This window comes from Ruegeria sp. J8 (assembly GCF_056531925.1).
In genome coordinates, this window is the sequence record NZ_JBQFMR010000001.1 from 342,263 (window position 1) to 358,959 (window position 16,697).

Sequence of the window (16,697 nt, forward strand, 5' to 3'; positions counted from 1 at the left end):
GATTTACGCTGCAGCATCCGAATCAACCTGAACAGCCATCTGGGCAAGCGTGTTGAAGTTCGTAAGCGACATCAGATGGACGTACAAAAAGCCAAGCAATCCCCTGCGCCGCAGGTCCAGAAAGCTGTCATCTTCCAGACCGGCAAGGGCATCTTCGGTCGCCGCCAGAAAATCCGTGACAGCGGTTTTCTCAATCGGCCCAAGCGAGACGTCCGCCCTGCGTTTTGACAGCAATCCGTATTCCTTCAATGCTTCACACAATTGCTGAGTCACGTTGTGCTGTCGCTGAAACGCAGTGCAAAACTCAAGCGCGCTGTTGGTGACGGCAGTCGCTTCACCATCGACAAATAGCGGCTCGCCGTCTTCCTCGGAAACGTGCTGACTGTCGCGGTCCACGCAAAGGATCAACCGCTCGGCATCTGTGCTAGAAACGAACGCGAATGGATAACGACGAATATAGGCGGGAATGTACACGCCTTCCTTCCAATTCCCGTCGGCATCCACAAACAGATTTTCCCCGTTTCGCACCCCCATCAGGGCGATCGGAACGGCCGGGTTCGCTTCTGTAAACACGATTGGATAATGTTTGGCCGCATGCACAAATTCCGCGGCGGTGATCATGACACCTGTTGCTGTGCGGGCAAATCCGTACCCGGTGTCGTTTCTAAATTTCAAATCCCCGTGCATGCGCGCATCCAGCGGTTCGGGGCTTTGATAAAACTGTGGCTGTCGGGCTTCTGAAGAATTTTGTTCGGACATAACTACCCAATTCCTTTCGGTTAATTAACAAATCATCAATCAGCGACAAGCGCGCTGTCAATTGTAAATTTCGCCAGACATCTAAGCCCGCCGGGAATTTCGCTGTCTGGATTCGGCATTAACAACCTGACACCAAAAGTGCCTGAGGCGGTGTCGAACACCTGATCAACAGCTGCAATTTCGGCCTCGTACTGACCCCCAACCGGGGCGTCCGGCTCAACCACAACCTGATCGCCGATGCCAATCTGACCATAAAGTTCGACCGGCAGGAAAACCTCGACATAAAGAGGATCCAACTGCGTCAGAACAAGCACCGACCCTTCCTCGGTCAGATATTCACCGGGAGATAGCAGGCGGCTGACAACCAGCCCGTCGATCGGGCTTTTGATCTTGCGCCGTTCCAACTGGATTTCCGCGCGCCTGAGCTCCATCTGCGCGACTTTCTGATCCAACTCGGCATTTGCCACGTTGCGCTCGGCAATCGCCGCTTCAGACCGAACCTGATCAATGGCAGCAACCGAGGCAACATCGCGGCTGACCAGCACCTCCAACCGGTCCAATTGCTTTTTCGCAAACACAAGCTCAGCGACATAGGCTTCGATCGTTTCCCTGTTATTCGCACGCAACCTCAGCAACTCCACCGTTGCCTGTTCGAGTTCGGAATCCAGCATCGCCACGACCTGACCCTTGGCAACCGGGTCGCCACGGTCGACAAGTACTTCGGCAAGGCTGCCTGATGTGGTGCCGCCCAGCCTAATTATGCTGGCCGGATCAATCACACAATCAAACGCCGTCTGATCCGACATCGCCGGCGCACCGATCGTCACCAAGACAGCGGACAGGGTCAGTCCAAGCATCCTAATCACCATAGGGCAGCGCCTCCGATAGTTTTCTGTCCGCCTTCAAAAGAGCCGTACGCATCCGGCGGTGTTTGCGTTCGGCACGCCGTTGCGCAAGCAGATGAAGCCCTGCGTCTTCCTTCTTGACGTAGCGAGCGAGAATTTTATCGGCCTGAGATCCGTGCTCGGCCAAAAGCGCATCTTCGTCTGACACGAAAACTTCGAACTGGCCCGTCTCGCCTTGGCGTGCGCATCTGCCAGCAAGTTGGCGGTCGATACGCCCGGCATCGTGATATTCAGTCATGACAACCGCCAGCCCGCCCAGTTCTGCAACACCTGCCCCGATACGGATGTCAGCGCCCCGACCGGCCATGTTGGTCGCAATTGTCACGCGACCCAACTGACCGCAGCGCGCAATGATGTCGGCCTCTTCAGCATCCTGCGCGGCGTTTAGAACCACATGCTGGATGCCTCGGGCCGTCAAAACATCAGACCCTTCAAGCGACGCGCCGACTGATCTGGTTCCGATCAACACTGGTTGGCCTGTTACTTGAAACTCTTCAACGCGGTCAGCCACAGCCGCCCACCGCTCGGCACTAGTTGGGTAAGTCTTGGGACTGCGATGCTGACGTCTGACCGGACGATGGGTGGGAATCCGCGCGACGGGCAGGCCGTAAACTGACCAGAATTCATCGGCGACCTCCTGCGCGGTTCCGGTCATTCCCGCCAACCTCACATAGCGGCGAAAGAACACCTGATACGTAATCCGCGCCAACGTAATCCTGCGACTAGAGGGAGGTAATTTTTCTTTTGCTTCAATCATTTGGTGCAAACCCTCGGCGTAAAACCGATCAGCCAGAATGCGGCCGGTATATTCATCGATGATCTGCACTTTATCCTCGTTAACCAGATAGTGACGGTCGCGTTCAAAAAGATAACGCGCCGCCAGTGCCTGCCTGACCCGTTCTTCGCGAAAAATCCGCATGTCCCAGGGCGGCGGCGCATCATTGGCCAGAGCATCCAGCTTTTCACCCCCGTCCTCGGTAAGCGTGACCCGCATCAGATCCTTTTCGACCTGAAAATCTGTGCCCTCCTGCAATTTATCCGCATAGGAAAACGCCAGACGGCAAACCGCTTCATCCAATTCCGTTTCCCGTTCGGCAGACAGGATCAGCGGCGTGCGCGCCTCGTCGATCATAACGCTGTCGGCCTCGTCCACGATCGCAAAGGGCAATCCTCGCATCCGCAGGCCGCTGTCTCCATCCAGATAATTCCGAAGCGTGGCGCCGATCTCTCCCTCACCTGTCCGACGATCAAGACGATCGCGCAGATAGTCAAACGCAGCCTCTTTGTTTGAAAGATAGGCAATATCTGCACGATACACCGCCATCCGGTCGGCCGGGCTTTGCCCGTTCGTCGCCCCAGCTGTGGTCAAGTCGAACCGGCCAAAAAACTCTCTGAAGCCGTCCGCATCGCGGGTCGCAAGGTAATCGTTTGAGGTGATCAGATGGACCTGCTCGCCTGCCATGCCGGCTACAGCGGCCGCCAGCGCCGCAGTAAGACTTTTGCCTTCACCGGTTTCCATCTCGGCCAGCATCCCCGACAGCAAAGCAAAGGCCCCGACAAACTGCACGGGATGCGGCGTCATACCCAATACGTCTGATGCCTCGTGCGCTGCCACAACCAAAGCGCGGGCGGAAAGATCGGCTGGATATCCGTTTGCGCGGCGCAATCGTTTTCGAATTTCCAACTGCTCCCGCGCAATGTCTAACGGCGACATACGCGCCATTCGCCGCTGTGCTTTTTGCACTTTGGGCAGGATTTTTCGGCGAAGCTTGCCCGCCCTGAGCTTGGCAAAACGAGACGCCCAAAGACCTTCTATGCGCGCAGCCGGGCTCAGCCTCGGGTCCAGATGCCCGTCGTCGCGTTCAGGGTAGAGACGCAGAGGTGACAGCCAGATCGCCTCAGACATCGAACTGACTCAGAAACAGACGCCGGAGGCTTCTGGAAATTCGAAACAGAACTGGTTCGGGACCGTGATCAAATCTGACGTAAACCCGCTCGCCAACCCCAAGTGACATGGGTTCATTGGGAACAATATCGACAATGAAAAACGGATCAATCGCACGGGCTCGGCCGTTTTCTGCAACTTGCGCCACCACCGGCCCTCCGGCCGAAGTTGTCAGGGCTTCGGACGGTACGTCCGAAACGGCCGCCGGGGGAGCCCGTAAGATTGTGCCCGATACTTCGCGGCGCATGCCGCTGGTAGCGCGAAGCTCGACGCTTACAAGACGGGATCTGACAAGGTCGATCTGCGATTGCAAGACCACGGCACGGATCACGGGCACGCCATCCGGCATCACGAACCCCAGCAGTGCGCCCTTGCGCACATATCGACCAACCAAAGCGTCGGCATCGACCAGAACGAACTGCCCGCTCTGAGGGGCGGTAATTTCCATTTCCGACGCCCGCAGCTTTTCGGCGTCCAACCGGTATTTTGCCAACTCTACCTGTTCTGAAAAGATCTTGGCCTGAACCAGATCAATGGCCCGAACGCCTTCATAACGCGCCAGGTTGGCGCGCAAATCTATTTCCAGCAAGTTCACGCGGCTCGCAGCAATGGGGTCCTCAAACCGCACCAGTGTCGTTCCCTGTTCCACAATCGTTCCGGGTTGTTCGGAAATTTCGCTTACAAAACCGCTGGCGCCTGCGCGAACCTGCGCGCTTTCCTCAGCCCAAACGATGCCTTGCGTCAAGGTTCGATACGGGATCGGTACACCAGCCAACACCCACAGAACAAAACATACCGCCGCAGCCAATATCCCGATGGCGCGAGGGCGCTGACCATCGAGGCGGGCGTCTGTCAAAATGAATTTCAGGCCTTTTATTATTGGCCAGATCAGCATCATTGTGATTGCCCAAATGGCCAGAAGGACGCCGAAGAAAAAGAACTTGCCCGCAACGAACATTGCAATCGCAGCCATGATCGTCAGCCTGTAAAGAAACGCCGCGATCGAATAGGCGAAAAACCAGCGACGCTCACCCGGCGTGGTGGCGGGATCGTCGACAGTGTGGATCCCTAAAACATGTGTTTGCACCAGAAACTGGACATAACGGTTGGATCGCGGCCCCAGGTTCGGCGTTTCGATAAGATCAGCCAGAACGTAATACCCGTCGAAACGCAACAATGGGTTGCCATTGAAAAGAACCGTCGACACGCCGCCGATCAACATTACGTTGAAGGCGATGGCCGTGACCAGCCCGCTTTCCGCATTGGCCCAGACGATCATTGCAATCGCCGCAAGTGCCACTTCGACTATGATACCGGCGGCGCCAACAACAACGCGCTGATACTTTTCAGGAAAAACTGCCGAAGATGACGCATCCACATAAGGTACCGGCATAAAGACCAGAAGCATCACGCCGATTTCGTGCACTTCCCCACCCCAGACCTTAACGGCATAGGCATGCCCAAGCTCGTGAAAGGCTTTTACGAACGGGTAGGTAATTACCAAAAGGATCAGGTTCTCGGAAACCAGAATACGATCCAGCAGGTTCGACGTCAGTTCTGGCCAATTCAAAACTGCCGTAACGATCCCGAACCCGATCAGCCCCAGCCAAGCGATCAGGCCCCAAAGAGAGAACAGCGGGCGCACGAACATCTGGGTTGCAGACAAAAAACGGTCGGGGTCAAAAAGCGGTATCCGGATCGCCATCGGGTTCTTGATCCTGGCAAGCATATCACGGCTGCGTCCGATCTCGGCCCGGCGTGCAATTGCGCTGATATCCGTCGGCGCGCCTTCAACCAGCAGGTCCGCCTGCCCCAGTTGCGCAATCAATCGTATCGTTTCGTCCTGCGTTGGTCTGTCAGTGCCCCATCGTTGCCCGGCATTTCGCCAGATCTCTTCGACCGTTCGCATCCCATTCATCTGCGAAACCAGATGATAAGCGGCAGGCGAAATCCGGAAATACCGACCGGATTGATGATCCTGTACGATATGCCAGACATGCCCCCGATAGACATGCCGGTGAATATCGGCATGCGGTCGAAACCGTGGTTTCAGATCGGCAACGCGATGCCAGGAGGAGCTTTCGAGTGTTTCCATTTCACCCGAACCAACGCCAATGCGCCATACGCACCCAGTCCGTGAACTGTCGGGTCCAGATCGAAATCAGGCGGCGCTCTTCTATGTTTATCTTTGAAATACCCTCCATGCCCGGGCGCAATCGCGACGTGTTTCCTTCGACCAGCGCGTCGACCTCAAAGACGTTTCGCCCATCGACCACACGTGCGACTGGCGTGACTTTGGACACTCTCACATCAAATATTTCGTTGGCCAGAGACGCCACGATCAGCTCACCATGCTGACCGGGTTCAATTTCTGCGATCTGGGTTTCATCGACCTCCAGGACCACCCGATAATGATCAAGCGGCGCGATTTCGAAAATCAGATCCCCTCTGGACACGGCGGTTCCGATGGATTGCGAAAGATCGCCCGAGATCACCAGCCCGTCGAAGGGTGCGCGAATCGTCGTGCGTTCCAGTTCGGCGTCGATCAGCGCCACCCGAGCTTCGGCCTGCTCGATCCCGATCCTTGCAAGCGCTGCGTCGGCCCTAAGCCGCTGCCCCAACGCGTCTTCATAAGTTAATTCATACTGCTGCCGCTCGGTCACCCAGCGCAGCCGTTCCAGCGCCAGATCCGCATCATCCAGTTTTGCAAGCACCTGACCCTCAGCGACAGTATCACCGGCGCGCACGTTTGCCGTCAGGATAAACCCGTCAAAAGGCGCGACCAAAGCCCGGCGAACCGTTCCTTCAATCGCCGCATCCGCTGTCACCTTGTACGGGGCGGTGGCCCACCAGAAAAATCCGACAATTGCGGCTGCTACAAACAGTACGATCTTTCGGGTGAAATGCGTCGGTCCCAGCGTGAACTTCAATTGTCGCCCAAGTGTTTCCAGGACTTTCCACAATAGCCAGCGATCATTCAGCCGCTTTTCTTCCAACACCGGACCGACCATTGCAGCGATGGTCTGCAGGGCTTCTACATTTTCCTGCGTAAACGCGTCGCCTGTCCGCTCCATCGTCACCGCACCATAGATCCGATCACCCGACAGCATCGGTATGCTCAGAATCTGAGAAGAGCCCAGTTTGCGCGACAAGACCTCATGCGCGCGCTGATAAGGCGCTTGATCCTGACTGGGAAAGATCATCGCCATACGCTGGTCGCAGGCCTCTTCCATAGCGGACTGAACAAGTTGAACAATCTGCATGCGTTCCGCAAATCGCGCCGCATGAGAGATTGCGACAATCTTCTGACGTCGGCGTTTCGAGAACCCGATCGAAACACGGTCACAGTCGAACTGCCGGGCCAGTTCCGTGACTGTCGTCATCGCAGCTTCGACAAATCGTGTGCGATCCAGTGCGGCAACCAATGCCTCGGTCGCCATTCGCAATCGCTCTAGAGAGGCATTCGAATTACCTGCCGCTTTCGCCCATTCGTGCTCGCGCAGCCAGGCGGCTGACCACTGCATCTCACGAAGAGTAACGCGGATCCGGTCCTGAGTTGCGTCGGCAAGTGCCAGTGCCAACACCCATTTCGCACCGCCATCAAATTCAATCGGCAATGCACAAACAGCAATGGCACCGTCGCCTTCAAGCGTGGTCGCGACACCGGTTCCCGCCTTGACCGCCCTCTGAACCTCCAGAGTAAGGGCTGTCGGCGGCACAGCGCCTTCCGGGTATTCGACTACGGCATTCAGTGCGTTGCCATCTAGTTCAAACAAAGCCCCAACGCGCACGTTTCCAATCCGCGACGCTAGTATGCCAAGCCACGCGCTCAACCAGCCTGCTGCCCCCGATTTGTGTTCGGCCGGAGAGTCAGAGATGGCCTTCCACAAACTTTGTTCCAGCCAGGTTACTTTGGGTTTCGCATCCTCGTGGTCCGCAAAACCCGAGTCATCGGCAGGCATACCCACTCCTATACAAACAACAACTAAACAAACTTAAACACAGGTAACTCGGATCACCTTGCGCGGTGAGGTTCCCAAACGTCAACTGTTCTTTTGACCGTGTCTGACGTCAGCACCCATGGAACATAATAGGCTGATTGCGTAGCGGAGGATTTCAGGCTCATCGTAACCATCAGAGAGTGGAGATGAGAATGAAATCCGGAAAGCAGAAATCTGCGACCGAAAAAGTTGTCAAAGACATCCGCAGGAAGACCCGGCGCCAGCATTCGGCCGAAGAGAAGATCCGCATCGAGTTAGAAGGTTTGCGCGGCGAGGACAGCATTGCAGAACTGTGCCGCCGCGAGGGCATTGCTACGAGCCTTTATTACAGTTGGTCGAAAGAGTTCCTCGAAGCTGGGAAGAAGCGATTGGCCGGGGACACGGCCCGCCAAGCAACCAGTTCCGAGGTGAAAGATCTTAAGGCGGAGTCGTCGGCGTTGAAGGAAGTGGTTGCCGATCTCACCCTCGAGAACCGTCTTCTGAAAAAAAGCATCTTCGAGGGTGCTGTCAGACGAATTCGAACCAGTCTCAGTTTGCTGCGGAATCCGTGAACCTATCCGGAACAAAGTTGACGCCACTCGGCCAGGGCGGCGGTGCGTGTTAGCTTGAAGCTGTCTCGGCTGGCTAGCGATCTTTCCTGATTGAAGTGGTTGTAGACAGAGGAGTGGATGGCGGCGAACTTCTGTAAACTTCGCATACGCCTGAAACGTTGCATCGCGCGTTCGCGTCGTCGGAAAGGAAGGTGTGAATTCTCGACGCGGTTGTTGAGCCACCGGCCCGTCTGTTGTTTTTCGAGCGCGCCCATTTCTCTGAGCGCGGCCTTGTAGGAAGCGAAGCGATCTGTGACGATCTCTTCGGCGCAACCGTGCCGCTTCATCAATTTCTTGAGGAATTTCAGTGCTGCAGCTTTGTTTCGGCGTTTGGTGACGACTGCTTCCAGCACCTCACCTTCGTGATCAACAGCCCGCCAAAGATAATGCCGCTTGCCGTTCACCTTCACAAAAACCTCGTCCACGTGCCACTTCCATTTTGAAAGGGTTCGGAGTTGCTGAACCCGCTTTCTTCGGATCTCAGCAGCAAACATCGGCCCGAACCTGTTCCACCAATATCGGACAGTTTCGTGGCTGACATCGATCCCGCGTTCATGCAGTAGGTCTTCAACATTCCGAAGCGAGAGCGGGAAACGGATGTACAACATCACCGCTAGGCGGATGATCTCAGGGCTGGTTTTGAAGTATTTGAAAGAGGCAGGTCTGGTCATGGGCGAAAGCTACGCAACCGCCATACCCCGCTCAAGCAAAGTTCTTCTGACAAGACCGTGAGACGGGTATGAGTGGCGGGGAGACAGGGATTCGAACCCTGGGGACGCTCTCACGCCCAACGGTTTTCAAGACCGCCGCATTCGACCACTCTGCCACCTCCCCGCGTGGGGCTGGGTCTAAGGCCAAGCGAAACCGGTGGCAAGTGCAAATAGGGAAAACTTGCTCAAGCCTGTCCAGCAGACTTTCCATGCTCCTTTGCTCGGGTTATGATCAACGGTGAAAAGACCGAAACACGCTGGCCTTTGAGAACCGGCAAACGGCAGTGGGGCATTGTGAACCAAGCCCTTTCAGGCAAGGGATGAGATAATGGATCGAGCGATTGTGACACGCGCAAAACCGCGGGCGTTGGTGGTTTTTGCTGTGGCGCTTACAGTTCTTGTAGGTTGCGACGAAACGCTGTCTTCGGATGAGGCTTCTTCGGACGCGGACAGCAGTCCGCGCGGCAGTGACTCGGTAGAGCTGTTTCCCGATGCGACCGGAAACACACGCGAGGATGTCGAAGCCCCCGAGGTTTTCAACGTCACCGAAGCCGGGTTGTGGGATGGACGCCCGTCATTGGGCGGTATCTGGGTCGCGCACCCGGATGTTACCCAGCCCGAACGTGTACGCATAACAAACACCGCAAATAACAAGTCCACCACAGGCGCCCTGTTCCGCCGCGAACGCAACCTTCCTGGTCCCGCGTTGCAGCTTTCTTCCGCTGCCGCCGAGAAGCTGGGTATTTTGGCCGGCGCGCCCACGCGAGTGGACGTTGTCGCTCTGCGTCGCAAACCGGTAGAGCCTGTCGCAGCCGAACCTGAACCCGAAGCTGCGGAAGAACCCGCCGCCGAGCCCGAGCAGGAAGTGGTTGAAAGCGCGGCGGTTGACGTCGAAGCCGATGGCGAGGCGGCGGTTGAAGACAAACCCAAGCGCAAATGGTGGCAAAAGAAGGAAACCGCAGCCGTCGCAGGGGCTGCCGCTGCTGCTGGCGCGGCAACCGCCGATGCCGCAGATACGGCGGTTGATACAGCGACCGAAACGGCCGCCGACACAGCCGAGGTCGCTGCAGCCGCTGCGGCTGCGCCGTCTCTGACTGACCCCGAAGTGACACCTCCCGCCGATGCCGCACCAAAACGGAAGTGGTGGCAGAAGAAAGAGGTCGATGAAATCACCGAAACGCCCTTGGACCCGATTGAGGGCGCCGCAGCGGCGATTGAAGCCTCGGACCCGACTCCTGTGGCGGCCGAAGCCCCAGCTTCCGGCCCGCTGTCAAAACCATATGTGCAGGTGGGTACGTTCGGGGTCGAAGCCAATGCCAAAAGCGCCGCCGACAAGATCCGCAGGAACGGTCTGAGCGCCGAGGTGCGAGAATTGAAGACCGATGACAAGATCGTCTGGCGCGTGGTGGTTGGCCCCGCGTCCACGCGGGCCGAGCGCAATGCCATTCATCGCGATGTCAAGGATCTGGGCTTTTCAGACGCCTTCACCGTCAAAAACTGAACCCGAAAGGAGGTGCCGCTATGCTGTCCTCACTACGCTCAACTGTTCTGACCCTCGGACTGGCAATGTTTGCTCTGCCCGCCCAGGCTTTCGATACGACGGCCAGGGCGGCCTATGTGATGGATCAGACGACCGGCACGGTCCTTCTATCCAAAGACGCCGATCAGCCCCTGCCCCCGGCGTCGATGTCCAAACTCATGACACTGTATGTGGCCTTCGAGGCCCTGCGCGACGGACGTCTGACGTTGGATGAGACCCTACCCGTTTCCGAACACGCCATGAGCTATGGTGGCTCGACCATGTTCCTGAACACATTGGATCGCGTCACAGTCGAGGATTTGCTGCGCGGTATCATCGTGCTGTCGGGCAACGATGCCTGCGTGGTGATCGCCGAGGCGCTCAGCCCCGACGGGACCGAGGCCGGGTTTGCCCGCTACATGACGCAGCGCGCGAAACAGCTGGGCATGGACAATTCTACCTTTGCCAATTCCAACGGCTGGCCCGCTGCCGGTCACATGATGTCAGTCCACGATCTGGCCGTTCTGGCAGATCGCCTGATCAGTGATTTTCCTGAATACTATCCTCTGTTCGCCGAGGAAGAGTTTGAATTCGATGGCCGCGCGCCCTCAAACAAACGCAACCGCAATCCGCTACTGAAACTGGGGATAGGCGCGGACGGCCTGAAGACTGGCCACACGCAAGAGGCAGGCTATGGCCTTGTCGGCTCGGCCAAACAGGGGGACCGCAGGGTGATCTTCGTGCTCACCGGTCTGGATAGCACCGCCACGCGCGCAGAGGAGGCTGAGTCCGTGGTTAACTGGTCGTTTCGAAATTTTGTCGAGAGGACAATTGCCAACAAAGACGCGCCGATAGCCGAGGCCGAAGTTTGGATGGGGGCGCAAAGGACGGTTGGCCTTGTACCCGAAGACGATCTGAACATCCTACTGCCGGTTCTGGGCGACGAAAACGTGGCTGCCGAGGTCGTCTATGACGGCCCGATCAACGCTCCGATTGCCAAGGGTCAGAAACTGGCCGAACTGGTCATCAAGCCTGAAGGTCTGCCCGAAATTCGGCGTCCTCTGGTCGCGGTACAGGATGTGGCCGCGGGTGGTTTTCTGGTTCGGATGATGACCGTCGGAGGGATCGTTCTGACCGATGTGATCGGCAACCCTCTGGACGCATTTTGACAAGGGCACCGCGTGTTTCTGACATTTGAAGGCATTGATGGGTCGGGCAAGTCCTCGCAGGCGCGTATGCTGGCCGATCACTTGCGCGGATTGGGCCGCGACGTTGTTCTGACCCGCGAACCCGGCGGTTCAGCCGGGGCCGAGGAAATCCGTAGGCTGGTATTGGAAGGTGATCCCGACCGCTGGTCAGCCGAGACAGAGCTGCTGCTGTTCACTGCCGCCCGCCGCGACCATCTGGAACGAACCATTGAACCCGCGCTGGCGGCTGGAAAAGTCGTGATCTGCGACCGGTTCGCCGACAGCACGCGCATGTATCAGGGCATGTCACGTGGCAATCTGCGCCCTGTGGTGGATCAGTTGCACAAGCTGATGATCGGGCGCGAACCCAATCTGACACTGCTGATCGACATGGACCCCGAAATCGGCCTGTCTCGCGCCAAGGGGCGGCAAGGCACCGAGGAACGGTTCGAGGATTTCGGCCTGGAGTTGCAGCAAAAGATGCGCGCAGGGTTTCTGGCGCTGGCCGATGAGTTCCCGGACCGTTTTCGCGTGATCGATGGCAACCGGGACATGGACAGTGTGGCCCGCGATGTGACAGATATCGTCCTGCAATCCTTGTGACGGACGACCCATGAGCGACGACACCCCGACCCCGGATCAGGCCCCCGGTGCCCCGCATCCGCGCGAAACCGCGACCTTGTTCGGGCAGGCCGAGGCCGAACAGGCCTTTCTGAACGCCTACACCTCGGACCGTCTGCACCACGGCTGGCTGCTGACCGGCCCGCGCGGGGTGGGCAAAGCTACGCTTGCGTGGCAGATCGCGCGGTTCCTGCTGGCGACCCCTCCGGCTGAGGATGACGGGCTGTTCGGCGCGCCCCCGCCCCCTGAGACGCTCGCGATCGACCCCGACCACCCCGTCGCCCACCGCATTCAGGCCGGGGCCGAACCCGGCCTGGCCGCCATTACCCGAACGCTGAACGATCAAGGGCGGCTGCGGAGTGAGATCGTGGTGGATGACATCCGCAAGCTGGGCAAGTTCTTCGGCCTGTCCTCGGCCGATGGCGGGCGGCGCGTGGTCATCGTAGACGCGGCTGATGAGATGAATGTCAGCGCCGCCAACGCCCTGTTGAAAATGCTGGAAGAACCGCCCGCGCGTACGACGCTGCTGTTGATCTCGCACCAGCCCTCGCGCCTGTTGCCAACAATCCGGTCGCGCTGTCGAACCCTGCGCCTATCCCCGTTAGGGGCTGACGATATGCAGTCCGCACTGGCCCAAACCGGAGCCGAAATGCCTACGCAACCAGATCATCTGGCCGCCCTCGCCGCTGGCTCTGTCGGGGACGCGGTGCGCCTGATTAACCTGGGCGGGTTAGAGATTTACGCCGAGTTCATCGCCATCCTCGGCACCCTGCCCCGCATGGACCGTCAACGCGCCCTGAAACTGGCCGAGGCCGCCGCCCAGCGCGGCGCGGCTGAGAGGTTCGAGCTGCTTTTAACCCTGATCGACGTGGCCCTGTCGCGCCTTGCCCTGACCGGAGCGACCGGCGCAGCCCCCCTGCCCGAAGCCGCCCCGCATGAGGCCGAAATCCTGTCGCGCCTATCCCAATCCCCCCATCAGGCCCGCAAATGGGCTGAGGTGGCTGCGACAATCACAACCCGCGCACGCCATGGTCAGGCGGTGAACCTTGACCCTGCGGCTCTGGTCCTAGATACGGTGTTCAAGATACAGGAAACCGCCGGTCAGAGCAGATGAGCGACACCCCCCAGATCACCGACAGCCATTGCCATCTGGACTTCCCCGATTTCGAAGGCCAGTTGGACCAGATCGTCGCCAATGCGATTGACGCGGGCGTAACCCGTATGGTCACAATCTGCACCAAGCTGCGCAATGAACCCAGCGTCCGCGCGATAGCTGAGGACCACGCCCCCGTCTTCTACGCCGCTGGCACCCACCCCATGAGCGCTGCGGATGAGCAGATGGCAACCGTAGACGAACTGGTCGCACTGTCCCAGCACCCGAAATTCGTCGGTATTGGTGAGACCGGGCTGGATTACCATTACACCGCCGACAGCGCCGAAGTGCAAAAACAATCTCTGCGTATCCATATCGAGGCGGCCCAGCGCACCGGCCTACCCCTGATTATTCACGCCCGTGCGGCGGACGAGGACATGGCCCGCATTCTGGCCGAGGAACATCGCAACGCGCCCTATTCCTGCGTGATGCACTGCTTTTCCTCATCGGCGGAACTGGCCAAAGCCGCGCTGGATCTGGGTTTTTACCTGTCGATGTCCGGCATCGCCGCCTTCCCCAAAAGCCAGGAGCTGCGCGATATCTTTGCCACCGCCCCAGTCGATCGCGTTCTGGTCGAAACCGACGCGCCCTATCTGGCCCCGCCCCCGTTCCGCGGCAAACGCAACGAGCCCGCCTATACCGCCCATACCGCCCGCAAAGGGGCCGAGGTGTTCGGTATGGACTATGCCGAGTTCGCCGCTCAGACCCAGCTGAATTTCGAGCGGCTGTTCACCAAAGCCGCAACCTACAAGGCGGCTGCATGACCCAGCTGCGCTGCACCATTCTGGGCTGCGGTTCCTCCGGTGGCGTACCTCGACTGGGCGGGCATTGGGGCGATTGCGACCCCGAAAACCCCAAGAACATCCGCCGTCGCTGTTCCATGCTGGTAGAGCGCGATGGGCCCGAAGGCACAACCTCGGTCCTGATCGACACCACGCCGGATATGCGCAGCCAGTTGCTGGATACCGGCACCGGGCGTCTGGATGGGGTGGTCTACACCCACAGCCATGCCGACCACGTCCACGGCATAGATGACCTGCGCATGATCGTGTTCAACATGCGCACCCGCGTACCTGTCTGGGCGGACGGTGACACGCAAAACGACCTGCTGGGACGGTTCGGATATGCGTTCATCCAGCCTGACAGCTCGCCCTACCCGCCGATCCTTGATCTGAAAACCATCAGTGGCCCGTTTGAGATCGACGGCCCCGGCGGCCCGATCCCGTTGCAGCCGTTCAAGGTTAATCACGGCTCGATCGACGCGTTGGGCTTTCGGATTGGCGGACTGGTCTATTTGCCAGACGTGGCCGAGATCTATGACGACGCATGGCCTGCACTGCAAGGGCTGGACTGTTTGGTCATCGACGCGCTGCGCCGCACGCCGCATCCCACTCATGCGCATCTGGAAAAGACGCTTGGTTGGATCGAACAGCTCGAGCCGAAGCGCGCGGTGCTGACCAATATGCATATCGACATGGACTATGCCACGGTCAAGGCCGAAACCGCCGACCACATCACCCCGGCCTATGATGGCATGGTGATCCATCAGGCGCTGTAAAATGTCGGTGGTGCCTGCCGCAATATCTCACCGGATGGCACCATGCTGCAAAGCCTGATCGACGTTATCCTGCCAGTATTTCTGGTGATCGGCGCGGGATATGCCTCGACCCGGTTGGGGTATTTCAAAGAGGTCCATATCGACGGGCTGATGAAGTTCACCCAGGGCTTCGCCATTCCCTGCTTGCTGTTTCTGGCCATCGCCAATCTGGACCTCAGCGCCAGTTTCGACCCGCGCCTGCTGTTCAGTTTCTACACCGCTGCGGGCCTATGTTTCTGCGCCGGCCTGTTCGGCGCGCGCCTGATCTTCCGGCGCGAGTGGGAGGATTGCGTCGCGATCGGCTTCTGCTGCCTGTTCTCGAACTCGGTCCTGCTGGGCCTGCCGATTACCGAGCGCGCTTATGGCCCTGAAAACCTGGCCGGGAACTATGCTATCATCGCCTTCCATGCGCCGTTTTGCTATGGCATCGGCATCACAGTGATGGAGGTCATTCGCAGTCGCGGCAACGGTGGCACGCATATGTTCCGTTCGGTCTTGTCAGCGATGTTCCGAAATGCGCTGATCCTGGGGATTGCATCGGGATTCATAATCAACCTGTCCGGGGTTGGCGTGCCCGGAGTGGTCGATGACGCCCTTGGCCTGATCACCCGCGCCGCCTTGCCCGGAGCCTTGTTTGCCTTGGGCGGCGTTCTTGTCAAATATCGGCCCGAGGGCGATCTGCGCACCATCGCCTATGTTTGCGGTGTGTCGCTGCTGCTGCATCCAAGTCTGGTCTGGCTATTCGGATCAAGCGTCGGGCTGCCGCAGGATCTGTTCCGCTCGGGCGTGCTGAACGCGGCCATGGCACCGGGGTTCAACGCCTATATCTTTGCCAATATGTATGGGCGCGCGCGACGGGTCGCGGCCTCATCGGTGCTGATCGGTACTGCTTCGTCGATCCTGACGGTATGGCTGTGGCTTGCTCTGCTGGGATAGAGCATTTGGTTTCCGGTTGACTTTGGGGTGCACAAACACACCTATCCGGTCACGCAACAAGGATCGTACTTATGCCGCATGCCGTCATCGTCGCCCATGGCCAACCCTCTGACCCGGAACCGGCCGAGGCCGCATTGGCAGACTATGCCCGTAGCGTCGATGCGCTGTGCCCGGATATCACGGTGGTTTCCGCCACGCTGGCCGCACCGGGACAATTCGAATCCTGCCTGCAAAAGCTACCGGACGATACCGTTCTCTTTCCGCTCTTCATGGCCAAGGGGTGGTTCGTGACCAGCGCGTTGCCCAAGCGGTTGGACGAACGCCCCCTTCGTATTCTGGACCCGCTGGGAGTAGACCCCGAAATGCCCAACCTTGTGGCACAGGCTCTGACCGAGGCTCTTGCGCAGCGTCAGTGGCAGGCCACAGAGACCGATTTTGTTCTCGCCGCCCACGGGTCCGGCCGCAGCCGCAACCCCTCTGCCGTGGCTTTGCACTTCGCCGAGGCTTTGGGTCAAACTTTACCGTTCAAATCTCTTCGCGTCGGTTTTGTCGAAGAGCCCCCTTCCATATCTGACGCCGCATCAAAAGCGGGCGAGCGAGCAATTTGTTTGCCGTTTTTTGCCTGCACTGGCGGACACGTTCTAGAGGACATCCCGCAAGAATTGGAAAAGGCTGCCTTTCAGGGCGACACCCTACCCGTCGTCGGAGAGCTTCCCGGCATTCAACGCCATATCGCCGCGACCCTCAGCAAGGCGTTTCTTTCTACCTGACGCC

General features: G+C 58.6%; 14 protein-coding genes, 1 tRNA gene and 1 pseudogene. 9 read left to right on the top strand and 7 right to left on the bottom strand.

The features are described from left to right. Window positions 1–3: 3 nt before the first annotated feature. From ACR0L1_RS01530 to ACR0L1_RS01550, 5 genes are all read right to left on the bottom strand, one after another. On the bottom strand, window positions 4–687 hold the full coding sequence (locus ACR0L1_RS01530) for a SapC family protein (protein ID WP_480856800.1): 684 nt from the start codon (window positions 685–687) through the stop codon (window positions 4–6). 107 nt (window positions 688–794) lie between these two features. Further along, a complete protein-coding gene (locus tag ACR0L1_RS01535; protein WP_480856802.1) occupies window positions 795–1,616 on the bottom strand; it encodes an efflux RND transporter periplasmic adaptor subunit in 822 nt (273 codons plus the stop codon). 1 nt (window position 1,617) lies between these two features. After that, window positions 1,618–3,570 (bottom strand): preprotein translocase subunit SecA, encoded by a 1,953-nt coding sequence (locus ACR0L1_RS01540; RefSeq protein WP_480856803.1) that lies wholly within the window; start codon window positions 3,568–3,570, stop codon window positions 1,618–1,620. Continuing rightward, window positions 3,563–5,704, bottom strand: coding sequence for a peptidase M50 (locus ACR0L1_RS01545; protein ID WP_480856805.1), 2,142 nt, complete (start codon window positions 5,702–5,704; stop codon window positions 3,563–3,565). The genes ACR0L1_RS01540 and ACR0L1_RS01545 overlap by 8 nt, the downstream gene beginning before the upstream one ends. A 1-nt stretch (window position 5,705) precedes the next feature. Continuing rightward, a complete protein-coding gene (locus ACR0L1_RS01550; protein ID WP_480856806.1) occupies window positions 5,706–7,571 on the bottom strand; it encodes a GAF domain-containing protein in 1,866 nt (621 codons plus the stop codon). 185 nt (window positions 7,572–7,756) lie between these two features. On the opposite strand from ACR0L1_RS01550, the pseudogene ACR0L1_RS01555 reads away from it, so the two are divergent. Further along, a pseudogene (locus tag ACR0L1_RS01555) lies at window positions 7,757–8,098 on the top strand (transposase); the annotation flags it as partial. A gap of 65 nt (window positions 8,099–8,163) precedes the next feature. Here the strand turns inward: ACR0L1_RS01555 and ACR0L1_RS01560 are convergent. Then, window positions 8,164–8,871: an IS6 family transposase gene (locus tag ACR0L1_RS01560; RefSeq protein ID WP_480856808.1), complete on the bottom strand. Its 708-nt coding sequence runs from the start codon at window positions 8,869–8,871 to the stop codon at window positions 8,164–8,166. Window positions 8,872–8,944: 73 nt separating this feature from the next. Further along, window positions 8,945–9,034: transfer RNA gene (locus ACR0L1_RS01565), tRNA-Ser, on the bottom strand. Between the two features lie 204 nt (window positions 9,035–9,238). On the opposite strand from ACR0L1_RS01565, the gene ACR0L1_RS01570 reads away from it, so the two are divergent. The 8 genes from ACR0L1_RS01570 (at window position 9,239) to ACR0L1_RS01605 (ending at window position 16,693) form a co-directional block, all read left to right on the top strand. After that, a complete protein-coding gene (locus ACR0L1_RS01570) occupies window positions 9,239–10,411 on the top strand; it encodes an SPOR domain-containing protein (RefSeq protein WP_480503096.1) in 1,173 nt (390 codons plus the stop codon). A gap of 20 nt (window positions 10,412–10,431) precedes the next feature. Beyond that, window positions 10,432–11,598, top strand: coding sequence for a D-alanyl-D-alanine carboxypeptidase family protein (locus tag ACR0L1_RS01575; RefSeq protein WP_170788396.1), 1,167 nt, complete (start codon window positions 10,432–10,434; stop codon window positions 11,596–11,598). Between the two features lie 12 nt (window positions 11,599–11,610). Next, window positions 11,611–12,219 (top strand): dTMP kinase, encoded by a 609-nt coding sequence (tmk, locus tag ACR0L1_RS01580; RefSeq protein ID WP_170788395.1) that lies wholly within the window; start codon window positions 11,611–11,613, stop codon window positions 12,217–12,219. 10 nt (window positions 12,220–12,229) lie between these two features. Further along, a complete protein-coding gene (locus ACR0L1_RS01585; RefSeq protein ID WP_480503100.1) occupies window positions 12,230–13,351 on the top strand; it encodes a DNA polymerase III subunit delta' in 1,122 nt (373 codons plus the stop codon). Continuing rightward, window positions 13,348–14,154, top strand: a complete 807-nt coding sequence (locus ACR0L1_RS01590; protein WP_480856811.1) for a TatD family hydrolase — start codon at window positions 13,348–13,350, stop codon at window positions 14,152–14,154. The genes ACR0L1_RS01585 and ACR0L1_RS01590 overlap by 4 nt, the downstream gene beginning before the upstream one ends. Next, the gene (locus tag ACR0L1_RS01595) at window positions 14,151–14,948 is read left to right on the top strand and encodes an MBL fold metallo-hydrolase (RefSeq protein ID WP_170769301.1); all 798 of its coding nucleotides are present in this window, start codon (window positions 14,151–14,153) and stop codon (window positions 14,946–14,948) included. The genes ACR0L1_RS01590 and ACR0L1_RS01595 overlap by 4 nt, the downstream gene beginning before the upstream one ends. Before the next feature lie 42 nt (window positions 14,949–14,990). Then, the gene (locus ACR0L1_RS01600; RefSeq protein ID WP_170788393.1) at window positions 14,991–15,923 is read left to right on the top strand and encodes an AEC family transporter; all 933 of its coding nucleotides are present in this window, start codon (window positions 14,991–14,993) and stop codon (window positions 15,921–15,923) included. Between the two features lie 71 nt (window positions 15,924–15,994). After that, window positions 15,995–16,693 (top strand): CbiX/SirB N-terminal domain-containing protein, encoded by a 699-nt coding sequence (locus ACR0L1_RS01605; protein ID WP_480856813.1) that lies wholly within the window; start codon window positions 15,995–15,997, stop codon window positions 16,691–16,693. The last annotated feature ends 4 nt before the right edge of the window (window positions 16,694–16,697 follow it).